This window comes from Haloarcula salinisoli, assembly GCF_019599405.1.
Classification (GTDB): Archaea; Halobacteriota; Halobacteria; order Halobacteriales; family Haloarculaceae; genus Haloarcula; species Haloarcula salinisoli.
Genome location: NZ_RKLQ01000002.1, coordinates 841,227 through 862,512 on the forward strand (window position 1 = coordinate 841,227; position 21,286 = coordinate 862,512).

15 protein-coding genes are annotated in these 21,286 nt (G+C 66.2%); 5 read left to right on the forward strand and 10 right to left on the reverse strand.

The annotated features are described in order from the left end of the window. Positions 1-69 precede the first annotated feature (69 nt). From glpK (EGD98_RS13550) to glpK (EGD98_RS13570), 5 genes are all read right to left on the reverse strand, one after another. Positions 70-1,602: a glycerol kinase GlpK gene (glpK, locus tag EGD98_RS13550; protein WP_220588901.1), complete on the reverse strand. Its 1,533-nt coding sequence runs from the start codon at positions 1,600-1,602 to the stop codon at positions 70-72. A 143-nt stretch (positions 1,603-1,745) separates the two neighbouring features. Beyond that, positions 1,746-2,537: a TetR/AcrR family transcriptional regulator gene (locus tag EGD98_RS13555; RefSeq protein ID WP_220588902.1), complete on the reverse strand. Its 792-nt coding sequence runs from the start codon at positions 2,535-2,537 to the stop codon at positions 1,746-1,748. Between the two features lie 84 nt (positions 2,538-2,621). Continuing rightward, complete coding sequence (locus EGD98_RS13560) at positions 2,622-3,797, reverse strand: AAA family ATPase (protein ID WP_220588903.1); 1,176 nt, start codon at positions 3,795-3,797, stop codon at positions 2,622-2,624. A gap of 64 nt (positions 3,798-3,861) precedes the next feature. Then, a complete protein-coding gene (locus EGD98_RS13565; RefSeq protein ID WP_236039479.1) occupies positions 3,862-4,944 on the reverse strand; it encodes a DUF7973 family transport facilitator in 1,083 nt (360 codons plus the stop codon). Between the two features lie 3 nt (positions 4,945-4,947). Then, positions 4,948-6,483, reverse strand: a complete 1,536-nt coding sequence (glpK, locus tag EGD98_RS13570; protein WP_220588904.1) for a glycerol kinase GlpK — start codon at positions 6,481-6,483, stop codon at positions 4,948-4,950. A 306-nt stretch (positions 6,484-6,789) separates the two neighbouring features. Between glpK (EGD98_RS13570) and EGD98_RS13575 the strand changes: the two genes are divergently transcribed. From EGD98_RS13575 to EGD98_RS13590, 4 genes are all read left to right on the forward strand, one after another. Further along, on the forward strand, positions 6,790-8,373 hold the full coding sequence (locus tag EGD98_RS13575) for a COG1361 S-layer family protein (RefSeq protein WP_220588905.1): 1,584 nt from the start codon (positions 6,790-6,792) through the stop codon (positions 8,371-8,373). A 6-nt stretch (positions 8,374-8,379) separates the two neighbouring features. Then, positions 8,380-10,863, forward strand: a complete 2,484-nt coding sequence (locus EGD98_RS13580; protein WP_220588906.1) for an efflux RND transporter permease subunit — start codon at positions 8,380-8,382, stop codon at positions 10,861-10,863. Positions 10,864-10,960: 97 nt separating this feature from the next. Continuing rightward, positions 10,961-13,465: an efflux RND transporter permease subunit gene (locus EGD98_RS13585; RefSeq protein ID WP_220589424.1), complete on the forward strand. Its 2,505-nt coding sequence runs from the start codon at positions 10,961-10,963 to the stop codon at positions 13,463-13,465. Positions 13,466-13,536: 71 nt separating this feature from the next. Further along, a complete protein-coding gene (locus tag EGD98_RS13590) occupies positions 13,537-14,943 on the forward strand; it encodes a dihydrolipoyl dehydrogenase family protein (protein ID WP_220588907.1) in 1,407 nt (468 codons plus the stop codon). A 2-nt stretch (positions 14,944-14,945) separates the two neighbouring features. Here the strand turns inward: EGD98_RS13590 and EGD98_RS13595 are convergent, their stop codons facing one another. The 4 genes from EGD98_RS13595 to EGD98_RS13610 form a co-directional block, all read right to left on the reverse strand. Further along, entirely contained in the window at positions 14,946-15,125 is a 180-nt protein-coding gene (locus EGD98_RS13595) for a hypothetical protein (RefSeq protein ID WP_220588908.1), read from the reverse strand. 188 nt (positions 15,126-15,313) lie between these two features. Beyond that, on the reverse strand, positions 15,314-17,407 hold the full coding sequence (locus EGD98_RS13600) for an outer membrane protein assembly factor BamB family protein (RefSeq protein ID WP_220588909.1): 2,094 nt from the start codon (positions 17,405-17,407) through the stop codon (positions 15,314-15,316). Positions 17,408-17,511: 104 nt separating this feature from the next. After that, a complete protein-coding gene (locus EGD98_RS13605) occupies positions 17,512-18,243 on the reverse strand; it encodes a 5-formyltetrahydrofolate cyclo-ligase (RefSeq protein WP_220588910.1) in 732 nt (243 codons plus the stop codon). 208 nt (positions 18,244-18,451) lie between these two features. Then, a complete protein-coding gene (locus tag EGD98_RS13610) occupies positions 18,452-18,943 on the reverse strand; it encodes a YciE/YciF ferroxidase family protein (RefSeq protein WP_220588911.1) in 492 nt (163 codons plus the stop codon). Between the two features lie 279 nt (positions 18,944-19,222). Here EGD98_RS13610 and EGD98_RS13615 point away from each other — a divergent pair, with 279 nt between their 5' ends. Beyond that, positions 19,223-20,179 carry a TIGR03557 family F420-dependent LLM class oxidoreductase gene (locus tag EGD98_RS13615; RefSeq protein WP_220588912.1) on the forward strand — a complete coding sequence of 319 codons (957 nt, stop codon included), beginning with the start codon at positions 19,223-19,225 and terminating at the stop codon, positions 20,177-20,179. 35 nt (positions 20,180-20,214) lie between these two features. Here the strand turns inward: EGD98_RS13615 and EGD98_RS13620 are convergent, their stop codons facing one another. Then, positions 20,215-21,225: a DUF4352 domain-containing protein gene (locus EGD98_RS13620; protein ID WP_220588913.1), complete on the reverse strand. Its 1,011-nt coding sequence runs from the start codon at positions 21,223-21,225 to the stop codon at positions 20,215-20,217. Positions 21,226-21,286: the final 61 nt, after the last annotated feature.

Here is a 21,286-nt window from a genome sequence, read left to right on the forward strand (position 1 = left end):
ATAAGGTTGTGTCGGGAGTGTGCGGCCCCTACACCACGGCGGACCGCGTATGCAGTGCTCCGTCGGCAGTTACTCCTCCTGTGCCCAGTCGAGAGACCGCTCGACAGCGTCGTCCCACCGGTCGTAGAGCTTGTCGACTTCCTCGGAGCTCTTCTCTGGGCTGAACTCGCGGTCGATTCGCCAGTTGTCCCGCAGCTCGTCGACGGTGTCCCAGTAGCCGACGGCGAGGCCGGCGGCGTAGGCGCTCCCCAGGGCCGTGGTCTCGTCGACCTCGGGTCGCGCGATGTCCGTCTGGATGATGTCGGACTGGAGCTGACAGAGGAAGTTGTTCTTGACCGCACCACCGTCGACCCGGAGTTTGTCCGTCTGGACGCCCGAATCGGCTTCCATCGCCTCCGCGAGGTCACGGGTCTGATAGGCGATAGATTCGAGTGTCGCACGCACGATATGCTCTTTGCGCGTCCCACGGGTCATTCCGACGATAGTCCCGCGAGCGCGCCCGTCCCAGTGGGGCGCGCCCAGGCCGGTGAAAGCCGGGACCATGTAGACGCCGTCGGTCGAGTCGACCGAACGAGACAGTTCTGCGGTCTGGGCGGCGTTGTTGATGAGGTCGACGTCCTCCAACCATTCGATGGCCGCCCCGGCCATGAAGATGGACCCCTCCAGCGCGTACTGAACCGGCTCGTCGGACATCTGGAAGGCGACGGTGGTCAGCAGGCCGTGGTCCGATTCGACCGCCTCGTTGCCGGTGTTCATCAGGTAGAACGCACCGGTCCCGTAGGTGTTTTTGGCCTCACCCTTGTCGAAACAGGTCTGGCCGAACATCGCGGCCTGCTGGTCACCCAGCGCGCCGGCGACCGGCACTTCCGCGCCGAGGAAGCCGTCGGCGTCCGTGGAGCCGTAGGTTTGCTCGTCCGAAGAGGGACGGACTTCCGGTAGCATGGACGCTGGCACGCCGAACTCCTCTAAGAGTTCGTCGTCCCACTCCATCTCGTGGATGTTGTACAGCATCGTCCGCGACGCGTTGGAGACGTCCGTGATGTGGTTGCCGGTGAGGTTGTATATTATCCACGTGTCGGGGGTCCCCATGAGGAGTTCCCCCTGCTCGGCTCGCTTGCGAACGTCCTCGCCGCGGGCGGCTTCCAGCTTCAGGGGCTCGGCGTTGTCGAGAATCCACTCGGCCTTCGTCGCCGAGAAGTACGCGTCACACTCCAGCCCCGTCTTCTCGCGAATCCACTCGACTTTCCCCTCCGCTTGAATCTCTTCGACCCGGTCCGTCGTCCGGCGGTCCTGCCAGACCAGCGCGTTGTGGACTGGCTTGCCGGTCTCCTTGTCCCACACGATCGTGGTCTCGCGCTGGTTGGTGATACCGATGGCTTCGAGCTGCCCGGGGTCGAGGTCTGCCTCGTCGAGACCCGTGGTCACGACGTCCTTGGTGTTTTCCCAGATCTCCACTGGGTCGTGCTCGACCCAGCCGGGTTCCGGGTAAATCTGTTCGTGTTTCTCGTAGGCGCTGGTGACGACCCGTCCGCTGTGGTCGAACACCATGAACCGCGTACCTGTCGTTCCCTGGTCTATCGCACCGACGTATGTGTCTGTCATTGTGTCTCTCAACTCCGCGTATTTGAGAAGACACTTGGTTGACATATTAATGTTAGGCAACGACAATTATATCAAATTCGTTTGCGTTCTTTCGGGCCGAAATACGGGCACGTCGGGAGCGCGGGTCGCTCGCGCCCGACGTGTTACTCCTCAGTCTCGTCGTCGGGGTCACGCAGGTCCTTTTTCAGGGGTCTCGACGGGAAGAAGGGGTGGTCGCCCGGGCTCCCGGTCGTCAGCCGCGGGTCGGCGTTGTTCTGCGTGCCGCCGGTCGTCAGCCGGCCCGGTCGCTGGCGCCAGCTGGCGATGTCGGTGTCTGTCCGCCGACGGACGACGTTGTCCTCGATGTACTCGCTCAACGACTCCCAGAGGTCCTCTCGCGGGTCGTCGGTCCGCGTCGTGGCTTCGACGATGATGCCGTCGACGATAGTCAGCAGGAAGGTTGCGGTCCGTTCGGCGTCGACATCGTGGAACACGCCCTGCTCGATGCCGTCCTCGATGATCTCGGTCAGGTGGGCGACGTAGCGGTCCGGGTTCTCTGTGAACTTCTGGCGGAACTCGGGGTCGTTGATGGCCTGGCAGCGCACTTCGAGGAACGCGCCCAGGCGCTCGACCTGGTCCGGGGCGGCCCGCTCGGTCGGATAGACTCCGAGAATGAGGTTGAGGAACGTGTAGAGGTCCTCGACCGGGTCGCCGGTGGACTCGATTCCCATGGCTCGCTCGAAGTCCTCCAGCATGTAGTCGGCAAAGGCGAGCAGGATATCGTGTTTGCCGTCGAAGTGGTGATAGAACGACGACTTCGAGAGGTCGGCTTCCTCGGCGATACGCGAGATGGAGATGCCCGCGTAGCCGTGCTTCTGGAGGGCGGCGTACGTGGCGTGCATTATCTCTTCGCGCGTGTCGGTGGCTTCGCCCCCGAACGCAGCGTCACCGGCCATACACCGCCTTACGCCACTGGCGGTGAAATACTTTCGTCAGCGACTCACAGCAACGGCGTTGTACCCGTCGGGGCCGACAGCACCTCACACGGTATCGGGCCCGCCCCGTTCGTGGAGCCGCCGGAACACCCGCGTCGGGAACCGTGGCTCGACGCGACTCGGGGGCCGACCGCTCGTCGACCCGTCCGTCCGGACGCGGTCGACGATGCCGTCGTCGGCGAACTCGTACAGGTAGCGTTTGACCGTCCCGGCCGAGAGGTCGACGTCGCCGGCGATGGCGGCAGCCGTGTCCTCGACCGACGAGCGGTCGCCCGCATCGACGTCCAGCAACGCGGACAGCACTCGCTGGCGGTTGGGGGCGAGCGTGAGCACCTGCGCGAGCGGGACACAGGGGCGCTGAATCGCTTCGCGTGCGTGAGCGATGTCTTCGTCGTCGATACGGGACCGGCCACACTCGTTCGCCCGGTCGGCGGCGGCAAAGAGCGCGGCCAGCGCGTCGTGTGCGTTCCCGTTCGCCCACGCGGCGATAGCGCGGGACTGCTGGTACGTGAGCGCGTGGGCGTCGAGGCCCGACATCGCCCGGCTGGTGACGATATCGGCGAGGGTCCCGGTGTCGTAGGCCGGCACTTCGATGCGCTTTGTTGGGGGGAGCGATTCGAGGTCGGCCGGCGGTGTGCGGCCGATAGCCAGCCAGGCGAGTGCGTCCCCGAGTCCGTCGAGGCGCTCGGCGAACGCCGACAGGGCATCGGTCTCGGACTCGCCGACGTGGTCCACGGCGACGACGGCGCGGCAGGACGGCGAGGCCAGCGTCTCGCGGAGCTGGTCCAGCAGCGTCTCGGTGCGGACCCCCTGTGTCGGGACCGACTCCTCGACGATGCCGTCGAGGACGGTGTGGTAGAGACCGAAATCGGTGGTGGCTGCCCGGGCGTCGACGTAGACGAACGACGGGGCAGAACGGCGGCCGGGGCCGTCGTGGGTCGCCGTGTGGACGATGGAGCCGAGCCTGGAGCGGCGGGGCCGGAGGTGGGCGAAAAGGGCGGTGACGACGGCGGATTTGCCGGCCCCGGTGGGCCCCCAGACGTATGCGTCCGGCGGGAGGTCGCCGTCGAGCACCGGGTCGAGGTAGTCGAGCAGCGTCTCGAACACCGGACCACGACCGATGGGCTCTGCGACGTGGGCGACCGGGCTGATGGCCTCGTCGTCGATGACGAGCCCGGTCTCGTCGCGCTGGCGTCGCGTGATTCGGGTGTCGAGATCCATTGTGACTGAGGTTTCAGGCTGCGGGGTTCGTACAAAAATGGATATCCGAGGGTGGTCGGATTAGTTAGAACGGGACGTAGACGCCTCGCACGGTGACACCGGCGACCGTCAGCACGCCGATGAGAAGCGTGACTACGAGGAGCGCGAACGCTGGCGGGTCGACGTGCGTGTCCCCGTGTGCGTAGAAGACGCGCTGGCCGGCCTCACCGACCAGTGCGCCGAGGACGCCGAAGACACCGCCCAGGAGCAGCGCGACGAGCTGGGACGAGCCGGTCGGGTCAGCGACGAACGCCGCCGCACCAGCGCTGCCGTTCAGCGTTATGTGGTGGGTCACCGGAATCTTCTCGACGCCCAGGTTGAGGAAGGTCAGGGACGCCGCGGAGATACCGAAGCTCAGGAACATACTCCCCGTCGTGATGACGAGGAAGCCACCGAGCAGCCCACCGACGAGGCCGATCATGGTCACACCGCTCCACTTGTACTGGTGGGGGAGCCACGGTTCGACGGCCGGCCGCATCACCTCGCTCCCACCGTCAGCGGCGACTTCCTCGCCGTTCTCGAACGGCGTCATGTCGAAGTAGCCGCTGCCGCCGGGCGAGCCGAACAGCGAGTAGCCGAAGACGATGCGGTGGACGAGCGCGGAGGTGAAGACGGTAAAGGCGATGGTGTCGAACCCGACAATCGGGCTCACCAGACTGGCGGCCAGAGTGTTCAGTGTCGCGCCGAACACACCGAAGAGGCCACCGACGGCCAGGACGTCGGGACGCGTCCCGAGCGCGTAGGCGATGTCCTTACCGGGGTGGTAGCCACCGTCCTCCTGGGGCGGCATGGCACCCTCTTTCTTCGCGGCGTAGGCGGCCGCGGCCGCACCGCCGGCGAAGGCGATGTGGGGGCCAAAGACCGGACCGAAGCCGACGAGCCCGGTCAGCCCGGACGCGCCGAGTTCGGCACCGGAGCCTGCGCCGGTGATGCCGATCGCGTTGGCCGCTTCGCCGGCGATAACGGCGAAGCCGGTGAAACAGAACGCCGGGAGCGCACCGATAGCGGCACCGAACGCACCGCCGGCGAACGCGGCGATGAGCCAGTAGGTAAACTCCACAGCGGTTCGACCGCCCAGCGCGTCGATCTGAAGGAGTACTGGATCCATGTTTTATTCCTCCTGTGCCCAGTCGAGGGACTTCTCGACGGCGTCGTCCCAGCGACTGTATAGCTTGTCTGCTTCGTCTGCACTCATCTCCGGTTCGAACTCCTGGTCGATCTGCCAGTTGTCCCGTAGCTCGTCGACGGTGTCCCAGTAGCCGACGGCGAGGCCGGCGGCGTAGGCGGAACCGAGCGCCGTGGTCTCGTCGACCTCCGGACGCGCGATATCGGTGCCGATGATGTCAGCCTGGAGCTGACAGAGGAAGCTGTTCTTGACCGCGCCACCGTCGACACGGAGCGTCGTCGTCTCGACGCCCGAGTCGGCTTCCATCGCTTCCGCGACGTCGCGGGTCTGGTACGCGATGGATTCCAGCGTCGCACGGACGATGTGTTCCTTGCGGGTGCCACGGGTCATCCCGACGATGGTCCCGCGGGCGCGCCCGTCCCAGTGGGGCGCGCCCAGGCCGGTGAAGGCCGGGACCATGTAGACGCCGTCGGTCGAGTCGACCGAGCTCGCGAGCTCGGCGGTCTGGGCGGCGTTGTTGATGAGGTCGACGTCCTCGAGCCACTCGATGGCAGCGCCGGTGATGAATATCGCCCCTTCCAGCGCGTACTGGACCGGCTCACCGGACATCTGGAAGCCGATGGTTGTCAGCAGACCGTGGTCTGATTCGACCGCCTCGTTGCCGGTGTTCATCAGGTAGAACGACCCAGTGCCGTAGGTGTTCTTCGCGTCGCCGGCGTCGAAACAGGTCTGGCCGAACATCGCGGCCTGCTGGTCACCCAGCGCACCGGCGACGGGAACTTCGGCACCGAGGAAGCCGTCGGCGTCGGTGTGGCCATAGAGGTTCTCGTCCGACGACGGTCGAACTTCCGGCACCATCGATTTGGGCACGTTGAACTCCTTGAGGAGTTCGTCGTCCCACTCCAGCTCGCGGACGTTGTACAGCATCGTCCGCGACGCGTTGGAGACGTCCGTGATGTGGTTGCCGGTGAGGTTGTATATCATCCACGTGTCGATAGTCCCCATCAGCAGCTCGCCGTTCTCGGCCCGGTCGCGGACGTCCTCGCCGCGGGAGGCGTCCATCTTCAGCGGCTCTGCGTTGTCGAGAATCCACTCGGTCTTGGTCGCCGAGAAGTACGCGTCACACTCCAGTCCGGTCTTCTCGCGGATCCACTCGACCTTGCCCTCGTCCTGAATCTCCTCGACCCGGTCCGTCGTCCGACGGTCCTGCCAGACCAGGGCGTTGTGGACTGGCTTGCCGGTCTCGGCGTCCCAGACGATAGTCGTCTCACGCTGGTTCGTAATGCCGAGCGCCGCCAGCTGCTCGGCGTCGAGGTCGCTCTGGGAGAGGCCCCGCTGAACGACTTCTTTGGTGTTCTCCCAGATCTCCATCGGGTCGTGCTCGACCCAGCCTGGCTCCGGGTAAATCTGTTCGTGCTTCTCGTAGGCGTTGGCGACGACCTGACCAGCGTGGTCGAACACCATGAACCGCGTGCCCGTGGTCCCCTGGTCGATCGCGCCAACGTATGTGTCTGCTGTCATTGTGTCTTCGACTCCCCGTAGCCGAACGTTCGTTCGGCCACGTAGACGAACGAACGTTCGTTTATCATATTAAAGTTAGGGTAGAATCGAATTGATACCAGCCTCAGGGCCATCACGGGGACGGCAGCCGGCAGGACCGCTGCAACGCGAGTCGTCGGCAGGTGAAAATCACAAGGCTAATTAACGAATTGTGTCTCAGTTACACCTGACTGAGTATGCGCTCAAAACCGGAGCGCCGATACACCACGGGGGTGTGGTCGGTCGCTGCGGAGCTGAAAACCCCCGAAAACGCCCTACCCGCCATCAATGCATAAACGCACCATCCCTCTGTTGCTGGCCATCGCCGCGCTCGTGATAGCTACCGGAACCGCTGCCGCCGCCGTCAGAGGCAGTCCCGATATCACCGCCTCGCTTCAGGACGACACCGTCGCCGCCGGCGATGAGACGACACTCGAGGTCGTGCTCGTCAACAGCGGCGACATCGACTTCAGCAGCGGGCAGAACCCTCCGAACAGCGAAGTGACGACCGCCCGCGGGCTGACCGTCGAGATGGAAGATAGCAGTGCCCCGATATCCATCACCACCGGCACCCGGTCGCTTGGCTCGCTTGGGACCGATGCCCCGACCACAGCCGCCTTCGATATTAGCGTCGACGAAGACGCCGAACCCGGCACGTACCGCGTCCCGGTGGAGCTAAGCTACAGATACTACGACTCCATCGCCGACAGCGGCGCGCGAAGTGAGAGCAGTGTCACGCGGACCCGAACTGTCACCGTCACCGTCAGCGACGACGCCACCTTCGACGTGACGAACGTCGACTCCAACGCACAGGTCGGCTCCACTGGCACCGTCGCCGTCACCGTCGAGAACACCGGCCAGACGGCCGCGAACAACAGCGACGTCACGCTGACGAGCCAGAACGGGGACCTGACCTTCGGCGAGCGAACCGAGAGCACTCGCTCGGTCGACTCGTGGGCGCCGGGCGAGAGCCGGACGTTCCGGTACGACGTCACCGCGACCGACGACGCCCAGGTGGACTCGTATCCCTTCCAGCTCAACGTCGCGTTCGACGACCCCGACGGCGTCCGCAAGGAGTCTACCGGCACCTCGGTGAGCGTCACGCCTGACCCCGAACAGACGTTCACGCTCTCGGACGTCGAGAGCACGCTCAGAGCCGGCGAAGAGGGAACTATCACCGCGACAGTGACCAACGACGGCCCGCGCGACGTCGACAACGTCGTCATCAACTGGGCGAGCGACAAGAACGACCTCTCGCCACAGGAGACCCAGGAGGCGGTCGGGAACCTGGCGTCCGGCGACTCGACCGAGGTGACGTTCACCGTCGATGCGACCGATAGCGCCCAGGCGGGGTCGAAGCAGTTCGACTTCGTCGCGAGCTACCGCAACACCGACGGCGACCGCGAGGAGAGCGACACCCTCGAAGCCCAGGCAGCGGTCGCGCCCAGTCAGGACGAGTTCAGCATCGAATCGGCCAACACCTCCATCGGCGTCGGCCAGTCCGGCAACATCGAGGTCACGGTGACGAACACGCGCAACCAGACCTTCTCGGACATCACGGCGAAGCTGTTTACCTCCTCGCCCATCAACGCCGACGACGATGAGTCCTACATCGATTCGCTCGCGCCCGGCGAGTCCAAGACCATCACCTTCAGCGTCAGTGCCGATGGCAGCGCCCTCCAGAAGGCCTACCCCGTCTCGATTGACTTCCGCTACGAGGAGCCCGACGGCGACTCGTCCATCTCCGACACCTACCGGGTCCCCATCGAAGTCACCGACCCGAACGGTGGCGGCGGGCTGCCCCTGACGGCCATCGGCGGCGTCGCGCTGGTCCTGGTACTGGCTGTCGGCGGATACATGCGGTTCCGATAGTCACGGATGGGTCACCAGCGCTACATCGACTGGGTGAACGAGCGTATCACCGCGAACCCAGGTCGCATCGTCCTGCTGTTTCTGGTCGTCACGGTCGCCTTCGCCAGCGGGCTGGGCGCGATAGAGACCGAAGCGGGCCAGGAGCAGTTCATCGAGGACCTGGAGTCCTACGAGACGTTCCAGGATATCCAGCGGGACTTCGGTGCCTCCTTCGGCGAGTCGACGACCACCACGACGCTGCTGCAGAAGGACGACAACGCGCTGTCGAAACAGTCGCTACTCCGGTCCTTGCGGGCACAGGAACGCATCGCCGACAGCGACGAGATGCGCGTCGGCGATACGAGTTCGCCGGCCCGGCAGGTCGCACGCACCCTCGATTCCAACGCCACGACGCTCGAAGCGCAGATAGACGTCCTCGAGGGCGCGACCGAACGCGAGATAGACCAGGCCGTCCGGACGACCGCGGAGACGAACCCCACGTTCACGTCGTCGGTCAGCGAGGATTTCAACCGGGAGGCAGCGTCGGCCTCGGTGACCGAATCCACTGTCACACACGACGCCGCCGACATCGACAACCGAGAGGAGCGAGTCAGGGACATCGTCGGCACCGTCGGCGGTGATATCCGCGTGCTCGGGGAGGTCCCCAACAACATCGCGACGTCGCTCGGCATCGTGCTCCCGGCGGCCTTTGTTCTCATCGTGACGTTCCTGGTCGTGGCCTACCGGGACCTCGTGGACCTCCTGCTGGGTATCGGTGCTATCGTGATGGCGCTCATCTGGACCTTCGGGTTCATCGGACTGGCTGACATCCCGTTCAATCCCCTGCTGATATCCGTGCCGCCGCTGCTGATAGCCGTGGGTATCGACTTCGGTATCCACGTCATCAACCGCTACCGCGAGGAGCGCGAGACGGGCAGTGACATCGGCGCGGCGATGGGCGTGACGAACAGACAGGTGCTGGTCGCCTTCTTCATCGTCACCGGGACGACGGTCATCGGCTTCCTCTCGAACCTCGTCAGCGCGTTCCCGCCCAACCGCGACTTCGGCCTCGTCGCCGCCATCGGCATCGTCTTTACGTTCCTCATCTTCGGCATCTTCCTGCCGGCCGCAAAGGTGTACGTCGACCGCCTGAGCGAGCGGTACCCCATCCCCGTCTTCAGCCAGTCCCCGGTCAGCTCCGAGGAGTCCGTCGTCGGCCGGCTGCTTTCTGGCGGCGTCACCGTTGCCCAGCGCGCCCCGGTCATCTTCCTGATCGTCGCGCTGGTGGCCACGACCGTCGCGGGCGGGTACGCCACCGGCGTCAGCACCGAGTTCGACAGCGAGGACTTCCGCCCCGCGGAGGAGCCCCCCGACTTCCTCCAGTATCTGGGCCCGCTCGCGCCGCCCGAAGAGTTCCAGTCCGTCAAGAACCGGAACCTCCGTGACCGTCATTTCGACCAGGAGGAACAGGTGATCGTCTACGTCGAGGGGAACATGCGCCGTGACAGCGCCCTCGAGTCACTCCACCGCGCCAGCCAGAACCCGCCCGAGACAATCGACGGCGAGGGGCGGGAGGCGGAGGTGACGAGCCTCGTGACGGTGATACGCGACCGCGCCGAACGTGACCCGCAGTTCCGGGCGCTCGTTTCCCGCAACGACCGCAACGACAACGGGATTCCGGACGACAATCTCCCCGTCATCTACGACGCGTTGGCTGCGGACAGCCCCGGCCAGCTGGAGCAGTTCCTCAGCGAGGACCGCCGGAGCACGCAGGTCATCTACACGGCCGACGGCACCGCGACGAACGCCCAGATAGCGGGGGCCGGTGACCAGGTCGCCGCCGACTACCAGGCCGACGCCTCGCCGACCGGCATCGCCATCGTCTTCAAGGATGCTGGGGCGCTCATCCTCGATACGGTCCTCCAGAGCTTGCTGATAACGCTCGTCGGGTCGTCGCTGTTCCTGGTGGGCATCTACTGGCTGCTCGAAGGGAAGCCGAGCCTCGGTGTCGTGAACGTCATCCCCATCCTGATGGCCGTCGTCGCCATCGTCGCGACGATGCGGTACCTGGGCATCGATTTCAACGCCCTCAACGGCGGTATCCTCGCCATCACCGTCGGCCTGGGGACCGACTACGCCGTCCACATCGTTCACCGCTTTGCCGACGAGCGCGAAGAGCGGGCGCTGGAACCCGCACTGCGCCGGACCGTGGTCGGCACCGGCGGCGCGCTGACCGGGAGTATGCTCACGACAGTCGGCGGCATCGGGGTGCTGGTGCTCGCGCTGAATCCGATTCTCGGGGCCTTCGGGCTACTGACGGCGCTGTCGGTCATCTACGCATACCTGGCGTCGATGTTCATCCTCCCGTCGGTGCTGGTCATCTGGGACCGTCTCCAGCGGTACGACGGCTCCAGCGGGACCGTCGCCGACTCCATCTTCCCGTGGACCGACGAGCCGGGCGTGACCACGGACCAGGGGCTCAGGACTGCAGCGCCGGAGCACGACGAGTGACCGGCGTGATGAAGCGTTTATCCAGTTGCGGTCCCTACGTGTCGACTACCGACTGGCCGCCGGCCGACCGCCGCGCGGCCCGGAGCGCACCGACCCGATGAACTACCAGCGCTACATCGACTGGGCCGACGACCGCATCGTCGAGGACTCCCGCAAGGTAATCCTGGCCTTTCTCGTCGTGACGGTGCTCTTTGGCGCCGGACTGGGTAACATCTCGACGAACGCCGGCACCCAGCAGTTCACGACCGGACTGCCGGCCGAGGAGGCCTTCGAAGAGGTCAACACGAAGTTCTCGCCGGCGTTCTCGGCAGATACCGGGAGCACACAGCTCATCCAGTCGGAGACGAACGTCCTCGCCAAACCCGCGATGTTGCGGATGCTCCGGACCCAGGAGTCCCTGGAGCAAAACGACGACCTCCGGGTGACCTCGACGTCGTCCGCGGCCGCGATCGTCGCCCGCGAACTGAACCCGTCGGCGACGACGACCGAGGCCCAGATTCGGACGCTCGAACGGTCGACCGACAGCGAAATCGACGCCGCCGTTCGTAATGTCGCCGACAACCCGCAGTTCACGGGCCTGCTCAGCAACGACTTCAACCGCAAGTCCGCCGCCGCGTCGGCCACCATCGGCGTCGTCACCCACGAGCTGCCGGCCGGGCTCTCGTCTGGGTCGGGCCAGGGCGGGGATAGCCCCCTGACCGACATCCAGCGACAGACCGAGTTCACCGTCGACACGACGGGGGCGGGGTCGTTAACCGTCTTCGGCGCGGGCATCCTCGCCGAGGAGTTCTCCAACGTCGTCGCCGACTCCCTGATTCTGACGGTGCCCGCGGCGCTCATCTTCATCCTCCTCTTTCTCTCTATCGCCTATCGGGACCTCGCCGACATGGCGCTGGGCCTGGGCGCCCTGTTCATGGCCATCGTCTGGACCTTTGGGTTCATGGGGCTTGCCGGCATCCCCTTCTCGCAGATGCTCATCGCGGTGCCGCCGCTCCTGCTCGCGGTCGGCATCGACTTCGGCATCCACGCGGTCAACCGCTACCGCGAGGAACGCGAGAACGGGACTGATATCGGCCGGTCGATGCGTATCACGACCGACCAGCTGCTGGTCGCCTTTGGCATCGTCACCGGGACGACGGTCATCGGCTTCCTCTCGAATCTCTCCAGTGACCTCCCGCCCATCCAGGACTTTGGCTACGTTGCCGCCGTCGGCATCGTCTTTACCTTCCTCATCTTCGGCGTCTTCCTCCCCGCCGCGAAGGTCGAACTGGACCGCCTGCGCGAGCGCTACCCCATCCCCACGTTCAGCCAGCGGCCGCTGGGCTCGGAGGGGTCGCGACTCGGTGGCGTGTTGCGGGGCGGCGTCGTCATCGCCGAGCGCGCCCCCGTTGTCTTCCTGCTGGTGATACTCGTCGTCACCGGCGGGGCCGGGATGTACGCGACCGGCATCTCGACCTCGTTCTCCCAGGACGACTTCCTCCCGCCCGAGGACAACCCCGACTGGATAGAGTCACTGCCCGAGCCTTTCGCCCCGAACGACTACACCGTCACCGAGACGACGAACTTCCTGGACGAGAAATTCACCTCGAGCCAGGGCGGTGACGTGACGATATACGTCGAGGGGCCGATGCGGAGCGACGACGCCCTCGAACAGATACATCGGGCGGGCGAGGACCCGCCCGACTCGTTCGTCCGCGAAGACGGCCGCGCCGACTCGACCTCCATCGTCACTGTCATCATGGACCGCGCGGAACGGGACCCCGATTTCCGGGCGCTCGTTTCCCGCAACGACCACAACGACAACGGCGTCCCGGACGACAACTTAGAGGAGATATACGAGTATCTCCTGTCCTCGTCGTCGCGGTCGCAGGCGCTCAACTACATCACCGAGGACTACCGGGCGACCCGGATTACCTACCAGGTCGAAGGCGACGCCAGCGACAGTGCGGTGACCGAGGACGCCCAGACGGTCGCCGACGAGTTCCGGTTCGAGGCGACGGCGACGGGTGGCACCGTCGTCTTCCAGGCCGTCTCCGACGTCATCTTCGAGTCCGCCATCGTCTCGCTGGCCATCGCGCTTTCCGGGACCGCCATCTTCCTCGTGTTCATCTACTGGGTCATCGAGGGCCGCCCCTCGCTCGGTATCGTCAACGTCGTGCCGGTCATCGTCACTGTGGCCCTGCTGGCCGGGACCATGCGCTATCTGGGTATCCCGCTGAACGCCATCACGGGGACGATGCTGGCGTTGACTATCGGCCTTGGCGTGGACTACTCTGTCCACGTCGTCCATCGCTTCGCCGACGAGTACCACACGGCCGACCTCGTGACCGCGCTCGACCGCACGGTGCGTGGCACCGGCGGTGCGCTGTTTGGCAGCATGCTCACCACCGTCTTCGGCATCGGCGTTCTCGCGCTCGCCGTCTTCCCCGCTATCGGCCAGTTCGGCATCCTGACGGCGCTCTCTATCGTCTATGCCTTCCTCACCTCCCTGCTGGTCCTCCCGTCGGTGCTGGTCGTCTGGTCCCGTGTGACGAACGTCTGGCCCGGCGATTTCCGGAGCCTCAGCCGCCGCCGATCGGTTCTCCCGGGCGACGACGATTAAGGGTGAGCGGTCGTGCTCGAACCGGACACGCCGCGGGTGCCTTTATCAGACCGGATAGCTAGTGGCCAGGTATGACCCACGTCGTCATCATCGGTGCGTACGGCAGCGCCGGCGCGGCCGTCGCCGGTGAACTCGCCCCCGTAGACGGAATCGACCTCACGCTCGTCGACGACGGGGACCCCGGCGGTGGGCTCTGCATCCTCAAGGGGTGTATGCCGTCGAAGGAAGTGCTGTCGGCCGGCGCCCACCGGTTCCAGGCGCGCCACGACGAACGGCTCGTCGGTGACCCGCCCGAGGTCGACCTCGAAGCGACCGTCGAACGGAAGGACGACCACGTGCTGGGCTGGGCCCAGCACCGCCGCGAGGGGATACACGAACTCGCCGAGTACGAGGGCGTCGACTTTGTCCACGCCACCGCCGAGTTCGTCGACGACTATACCGTCCGCGCGGGCGGGCGAACCTTCGAGGCCGACTACGTCGTCGTCGCCACTGGTTCGACCGTCTACGTCCCCGACACACCCGGTATTGAGACCGTCGACTACATGACCAGCGCCGACGTGCTCGACGCGACGGAACTGCCCGACTCGGGAATCGTGATGGGCTTTGGCTACATCGGGATGGAACTCGTGCCGTACCTGGCAGAGGCCGGCGGGATGGAGCTCACGGTGATAGAACACGACGCCCGGCCCATCGACGAGGCCGACCCCGCCTTCGGCGACGCCGCCCGCGACATCTACGAGGCCAACTGGGACGTCGAGATACCGACGAACTGCTACGAGTGCGAGCTGGAACCGACCGACGACGGCGGTGTCCGGCTGTACGTGGAGTTCGAGGATGGGAGCGAAAAGCAGTACGAGGCCGACCAGCTGTTCTGTTTCACGGGCCGCAAACCGACACTCGACGGCCTGGGTCTGGCGGAGACGTCAATCTCGACCGAGGGCGAGTGGGTCAGCGACACCATGCAGACCGTCGACGCCGACCACGTCTACGCCGTCGGCGACGTCAACGGCAAGGAACCGATTCTCCACGTCGCCAAGGAGCAAGGGTTCAGGGCCGCACAGAACATCCTGCGCCAGGAGTCGGGCCAGCAACCCCTGCCCTACGAGAACGTCCACCACCACGTCATCTTCTCGGGGCTGGGCGTCTATCCGTTCGCCCGCGTCGGCCACAGCGAACAGAGCGCCCGCGAGGCGGGGTACGATGTGGTGTCGGCGACCCGGCAGGCCAGCGACGACGGCGTCTTCAAATCCAAGGACGTGTCCGAGGGACTCGCAAAGCTCGTGGTCGACGCCACGGACGGCACGGTACTGGGGTGGCAGGGACTGCACTACCACGCCGATAGTTTCGCGAAGACGCTCCAGGTCGTCGTCGAACTCGGACTCGACGTGCGAGCGATTCCGGACCGCGCATACCACCCGACGCTCCCCGAAAATCTCGACGGGCTGGTCCGGGACTGTGTGGCCCAGCTGGAGGGGTAACGTTACTGCTGGGGCGTCGACGGATAGCGGTCCAGTTCGACGAACTCGGAGTTGCCACAGGCCCGGCAATCTCTGGGCGGCTGGTACGTATGGTCCGGCGGTTCCCCGTCGACGACGCCCGCGACGATGTTGTTACAGTTCTCGCAGACGTACTCCTTCGGACGCTCTGGCTGGTGTGCCATATCGTGTTATAGAAATCACACGTCCATAAACGTAGGTCCCGGCCGCCCTGCAGTGGCACTATCGCCGCGGCCGACATCGGTGCGCAGGCGGGTCGACGCCGCCATCACCCGCGACGCCCGAGCGAGTCGCCGAGTGTGCGTCTGTCCGAGCCCGCTCGATACGTCCCACGAGCTGCCTGGCCCGACAGCTACTTGATGGCTGTGAGACCGAAGCCCCCGACGTAGAGTTTCTCATCGACGATAGCCGGCGACGTCTCGACACCGCTCTGGGTCGAGACCGACCACTGCTCCTCGCCGTCGTCCGTGCCGAGCGCGCGAAGCTCACCGTCGCCGGTACCCACGTAGACGGTGTCGACAGTAACGAGCGGCGAACTGACATTGATTCGCTGACCCATTTCGGTGGACCACTCGACGTCGCCGTCGTCCGCCTCCAGGGCGTAGAGCGTGCCGTCGTTGTCGCCGACGTACACCATCTCGTCGGTTATGGCGGGTGCGGTCCTGAGGATGTGGAGCTCGTCGCTCTCCCATGCCTCGTCGCCGCTCTCCAGGTCGTAGGCTTTGACCGTCTCGTCGATGGGGACGTAGAGGTGGTCCGCACCGACGGCAGGGGTGTACTCGAGATATGCCTCGTCGATGGACGCGGTCCACTGTTCCGACCCGTCGCCGGCGGCGACGGCCGCCACGTTGCCGTCCGTATCGCAAACGTATACGGTACCGTCGACGACAGCCGGGGCAGCGAGGATTCCGTCGCCGGGCTCGTAGCGCCACTGTTCGGAGCCGTCACCGGTGTCGAGGGCGACCAGATGGCCGGCGTCGCTGGGGGCGTACACCGTCCCGTCGACCACCGCGGGCGACCCCAGCACGCGGTGTTCGATGTCGACGCTCCACTGTTTCTTCCCGTTTGCCGCGTTCAGCGCGTGTATCATCCCCTCGCTGTCCCCGACGTAGACCGTCCCGTCTCGGACTGTCGGCGGACACTTGACCGCCGCATCGACGGACTTTACCCACTGTTCGGAGCCGTCGGCGGCGTCGACGGCCCTGACCGCGCGGTCGTTGTCCCCGAAGTAGACGGTCCCGTCGACGACAGCCGGTGCCGACTCGACCCGCATATACGTCTGGACGACCCACTGTTTGGTCCCTGAGCCCCTGTCGAAGGCGAAGATGCGTCCGGTCCCGCCGGTCGCGACGACGGTGTCACCGACGACGACCGGTTTGTGCATCCGGAGGTTGTCCTCGTAGGTCCATTGCTGAGACCCGTCGGACAGCGAGACGACGTGTAACGTCCCGCCCGCGTCCCCGGCGTAAACCGTCCCGTCGGCGACGGTTACCGACGCCTCCAGTCCGAACGCCTCGTCGTAGCGCCACTTTTCGCTGCCGTCCGCGGCCGACAGGGCGACTATCCTGTCCCCGAACAGACCGACTATCACCGTCCCGTCCGCCACAGTCGGTGGGACGGCTATGTTGTCGCCGAGCTCGTGGCGCCACTGTCTACTGCCGTCGTCCCTGGTCAGTGCCGTGACGAACGCTCCCTCGGTGAAGTACACGTTGTCGGCGTCGACGTCGACGCCCTCCGCTGTCGAACCGTCGAAGGCCGTCCACTGCTGGGTACCGTCCGCGACCGATACCGCGGCAACACCCCTGTCGCTGCCCACGTAGACGACACCGTCCCGGACGGCGGGGGCGGCGTTGGCCGAAATGTCCGTCGACCAGAGAACCGTGCCGTCGTCGGTGTCTAGCGCCGCCAGGTTGTAGTCGACGGAGTACAGGATGCGCCCGTCGACGACTGTCGGACTGAACGACTTCCCGTCGCCGGTGTCGACCTGCCAGCGTTCGCTCCCGTCGCCCGTGGCCAGCGCGTAGAGCGTGTTGCCACTGGGTACGTACACCGTATCGTCCGCGACGGCCGGCGCGACCCCGAGACCGGAGTCGAATCGGACCTCCCACTCGATGTCACCGCTCCCGAGGTCGATGGCTGTCAGAACACCGGCCTCGCTCCCGACGTAGGCAGTCCCGTCACCGACGGCCGCCCCAGTCGGTTCGTAGCCGGCTGCACGCGTCTCGTAGGTCCACTGCTTCGTGCCGTCACTCGGCCCCGATTCGGGCACCGGAGTCCCCTCGCCATCGGGCACTGTCAGCGAGCCCGTCCGCGCCAGGTCGCCGCCAAACGTCCAGTAGCCCGCCGACTCGGACCCCCCAAACGGGAGGAACCCACAGCCCGCCAGTCCAGCGGCCCCACTGGCCGCGACAATACCGAGATACTCCCGTCGACTTACCCCAGTCATAACCACGCACCCATAGCTTGTTTTTACGACAGCAGGGCCTACATTAAGCCTTATCAATCACCGTCAGGAGTGGCCGGAGTCGACCTACCGGGGGCGGGAGCCACTCACTCCGGCGCGCGGTCGGCCAGTACCGGAATCTCGGCGAGTCGGTCGGCGTCGAGGGCGGCCCAGTCGACGCCGTCGGAGCGCGGATACGGGGTGTCGGTCTCGACGGTTCGTTCGGGCGTGACGACGTAGTCCATCGGCACGTCGTGGGCGTCGACGGGGACGGTGGCGTCGGGAACGGCACTGTCGGGGCCGTCGAGGACCTGGAGTTCGTGGACGGTCGTCAGCGTCGGCGTGGAGTCGTCGACCAGTCCGAGTTCGGCGAGCACGGCGTACTCGAGGTCGCTGTACCCCTCGCCCTTGCCGATACGGGCGCCGTCTTCGGTCACCCCGACCGACCCCGAGACCACGAGGTCGAGGCTCTCGACGGCTTCGGGGCCGACCTGCCTGGCGTTGTCGGCGACGTTCGAGACGGCCGGGGCCGCCTCGATATCGTCGAGTTCGGTCGGGTCCAGCTCGTAGAAACAGCGCCGGTCCCGAAGCCGCGGGACCGCCATGTACACCGTCTTGCCCGCCCGGAGCGCGGCCCGGCGAAGCGGGAGCTGGGGGGAGTCGGGATTGGCTTTCACCGTCTCGGCGCGCTCCCAGACGGCCGTCTCGGTCACCCGTTCGGCGGCCGTGGCGGCCCCCTCGTAGTTCGGTATCCGGTCGTGTGGCGGGAACGGGAACCGGGCGACCCCGTCGGCCTCCAGCCGGTCCCACACCCGCTCGCGGATGGCCTGCTTGTCCATACCGCGTCCTCGAAGGCCAGCCACACGGCTCTCACGGTTCTGCCAGAGCCAAAAGTATTCTCTATATGAGATATCTGCGCGACGAGTGAGTCCCGAACCGGGACGCGCGGAGCCAGCACTCTATGGGCGCCCGCTCGGGGGCGATGGCGGGCGGGCTGGAGAGCCGGACCATCGTCGCCCACCTGACACTGTTCCGGGACCGTCCCGCTCAGTCGCTGGCTATCTGCTGCTCGTCGAACTGCTCGCTGGCCTCCGTCAGCTCCTCGAGGGCGTCCTGTTCCTCCCGGAGCGTCTCGACCAGTAGTTCGGCGGCCTCGTCGTGGCCGGTCTTCTCCGCCAGCGAGACGAGGTTGCCGTAGGCCGCTATCTCGTAGTGTTCGGTCTTCTGTCCCATTCCCATGTTGTACCGGTCCAGTACTTCGCCGTCGTTTGCCCCGGCGAACTTGTCGTGTTCGTCTAGCATCGCGGTTACCACGATGTCTTCTCTGGCTTCAGGCTCCTCGCCCATCGCCTCAAACACCTGCTCCAGCCGCTGGACCTGCGCCTCGGTCTCCTCGCGGTGGCTGGCAAAGGCGTGACTGACCGCCTGGATGCCCGTCTCTTCGGCGAGGGCATCCAGCGCGTCGACCTGCTGCTGTTCGGTGTAGTACAGTTCCTGGACGCCTTCGACGAGCAGTTGCTCAATCGAGTCAGTTGTCATGGCCACGTTCGGGTTCGGGCGAGCGAGCAATGAGCCGCTGGGTTGCAACTGCGCGCCACCCCGAGCGGTCGGCGCTGGCCACCGACGTGTTCCGGCGAGGACTGTCGTGGTGTCGGTGGGCACGGCCGCCCGAAACAGTCGGGGCCGGCGACGCGAGGACCACTTCGAGGGGCCGAGCAGGGCGGACGGTTCACCTGGTGTCGCGACTACCCAAAACCGCCTTTCGACTGCCGGCAGTGGGCTCACTCCCGGAACGGGTGAGGCTAGGTCCCGAGAACGATGACAGAGATAGGCTACACAGTATCCAGCGAGGAGCACAGCCCGACCGACCTGGTCGAGCACGCGCGGCGAGCGGAGGCCGCCGGCTTCGACTTCCTCTCGGTTTCGGACCACTACCACCCGTGGGTCAGCGAGCAGGGTGAGGCCCCGTTCGTCTGGTCGACGCTGGGCGGGATAGCGACCGCGACCGACGACATCGACGTCGGCGTCGGCGTCTCGGCGCCCATCATCCGCATCCATCCGGCCGTCTACGCCCAGGCCGTCGCCACCGTCGCCGCGATGTTCGACGGCCGCGAGTTCTACGCCGGGGTCGGCACCGGCGAGAACCTGAACGAGCACGTCCTGGGCGACCGCTGGCCCGAACACGCCGTCCGCATCGAGATGCTCGAGGAGGCCGTCGATATCTGCAAGCGCCTCTGGACGGGCCGGGAGGTCAGCCACCACGGGGAACACTACACCGTCGAGAACGCCCGACTGTTCACGCTGCCCGAGGAGCCACCGCCCGTCTGCGTCTCCGCCTACGGCGAGCGAGCCGCGACCGCCGCGGCCGACTTCGGTGACGGGTTCTGGTCGGTCGGCCCACAGGAGACCGTCGAGACCTGGGACGACCACGGTGGCGAGGGGCCCCGCTTCTGTCAGCTCCAGGCCTGTGTCGCCGAGACCGAGGCCGAGGCCGTCGCGACCGCCTACGAGAGGTGGCCCAACTCGGCGCTCCCGGGCGAACTGAGCACCGAGCTGGCGACGCCGGCGCTGTTCGAACAGGCCGTCGAGATGGTCTCCGAGGACGATATCGCCGAGGGGAGCATCATTACCGACCCCGACCCACAGGCCCACATCGACAGCATCCAGGAAGCTATCGACGCCGGCTACGACCACGTCTACACGATGCAGATTGGCGACGACCAGCAGGCGATGGTCGAGCTGTACGAGGAAGAGGTGTTGCCGTCGTTCGCGTAACCGAACGGGAACAGTGAGCGGACTGTCGCCGTCGGTCAGCCGCCGCCTGGCTCGGCCGGCCAGGTGACGAACGTCTGGTTCCCGATTGCGAGCTGGAGCGTGAGGCTCGACGCGGCGTCGGGCACGTCGAACAGGAACACGCCCGCCTGGCTCTCCCCGGGCGGGTACGGGTCGACCTGTCCCTCGTAGCGCTCGGCGGCGTCCTTGTACTGGCCCCCTCGGTAGACCGAGCCGTCGGCCGCCAGCCGAACGTCGTACGGGTTCGGCAGCTTCACGGGCTCGCTGCCGACGTTCTCCGAACGGGCCTCGACGAGGACGAACGTCGAGCCGGACGGGGCGGTGTGTTCGTTCCCGTCACCGTCCGTGTAGGCGGTCGTCACCCGCACGGCGGTCGGCGTGAACTCGTAGGCGTGGTTGCCTGCGCGGACGGTGGCGGTCTCGCCCAGCCCCTCTTTCTCGAGGTCGGCCGTCTCGCGAGGCACGTCGGCGAAGTCGAACGTCCACCGCGCCGGCGGGGACTCGAGCAGGACCTGGAACTTGAGCGAGACCGTCCCGGCCCCGTCGCCGTCGGGGGCGGGGAAGGCGATAGTCCCCTCGGCGCCCTCGCCGGGCGCCAATTCGCCGATGTCGCGGTACCGCTGGCCCTGGGTGCGGATGGCGGCACCGTCGACCTCCCGGCCCTCTGCCTCGAAGAACAGCCCGCGCGGAGGGTCGATTGCCGAGCTCCCCTCGTTTGCCACCCGGACCGTGACGAACAGGAAGTAGGGCCTGGACTCGGGCGAATCGACGTATATCTCCCCGTCTCGGACGACGGAGACGGTCTCCAGCAGTCGGGGGTTCGACAGCTCGACGGAGAGGGCCACGCCGCTGTCGTTCGAGAACCGCGCTCCCTCGCCGAAGTCGAGCTCCAGGGGCTCACCCGCCGTCGACGACTGCCCGCCGTTGCCGGCTGACCGCCCGTCGTCACTGTCGAGGTCGGCACACCCCGCCAGTCCGGCAAGTGCGACTCCGCTCGCCTCCAACAGCCGTCGTCGCTGAAAATTCATGGCTGGTATCGGGAGAGGTGTCACTAATTTCTTCCGCCCGCGAACCGCAGGAATCAGCCGA

Bases quoted from the DNA above. Each gene is read 5' to 3' on its own strand.
- glpK (WP_220588901.1), bottom strand. From the start codon at position 1,602: ATGACAGACACATACGTCGGTGCGATAGACCAGGGAACGACAGGTACG.
- EGD98_RS13555 (WP_220588902.1), bottom strand. From the start codon at position 2,537: ATGGCCGGTGACGCTGCGTTCGGGGGCGAAGCCACCGACACGCGCGAA.
- EGD98_RS13560 (WP_220588903.1), bottom strand. From the start codon at position 3,797: ATGGATCTCGACACCCGAATCACGCGACGCCAGCGCGACGAGACCGGG.
- EGD98_RS13565 (WP_236039479.1), bottom strand. From the start codon at position 4,944: ATGGATCCAGTACTCCTTCAGATCGACGCGCTGGGCGGTCGAACCGCT.
- glpK (WP_220588904.1), bottom strand. From the start codon at position 6,483: ATGACAGCAGACACATACGTTGGCGCGATCGACCAGGGGACCACGGGC.
- EGD98_RS13575 (WP_220588905.1), top strand. From the start codon at position 6,790: ATGCATAAACGCACCATCCCTCTGTTGCTGGCCATCGCCGCGCTCGTG.
- EGD98_RS13580 (WP_220588906.1), top strand. From the start codon at position 8,380: ATGGGTCACCAGCGCTACATCGACTGGGTGAACGAGCGTATCACCGCG.
- EGD98_RS13585 (WP_220589424.1), top strand. From the start codon at position 10,961: ATGAACTACCAGCGCTACATCGACTGGGCCGACGACCGCATCGTCGAG.
- EGD98_RS13590 (WP_220588907.1), top strand. From the start codon at position 13,537: ATGACCCACGTCGTCATCATCGGTGCGTACGGCAGCGCCGGCGCGGCC.
- EGD98_RS13595 (WP_220588908.1), bottom strand. From the start codon at position 15,125: ATGGCACACCAGCCAGAGCGTCCGAAGGAGTACGTCTGCGAGAACTGT.
- EGD98_RS13600 (WP_220588909.1), bottom strand. From the start codon at position 17,407: ATGACTGGGGTAAGTCGACGGGAGTATCTCGGTATTGTCGCGGCCAGT.
- EGD98_RS13605 (WP_220588910.1), bottom strand. From the start codon at position 18,243: ATGGACAAGCAGGCCATCCGCGAGCGGGTGTGGGACCGGCTGGAGGCC.
- EGD98_RS13610 (WP_220588911.1), bottom strand. From the start codon at position 18,943: ATGACAACTGACTCGATTGAGCAACTGCTCGTCGAAGGCGTCCAGGAA.
- EGD98_RS13615 (WP_220588912.1), top strand. From the start codon at position 19,223: ATGACAGAGATAGGCTACACAGTATCCAGCGAGGAGCACAGCCCGACC.
- EGD98_RS13620 (WP_220588913.1), bottom strand. From the start codon at position 21,225: ATGAATTTTCAGCGACGACGGCTGTTGGAGGCGAGCGGAGTCGCACTT.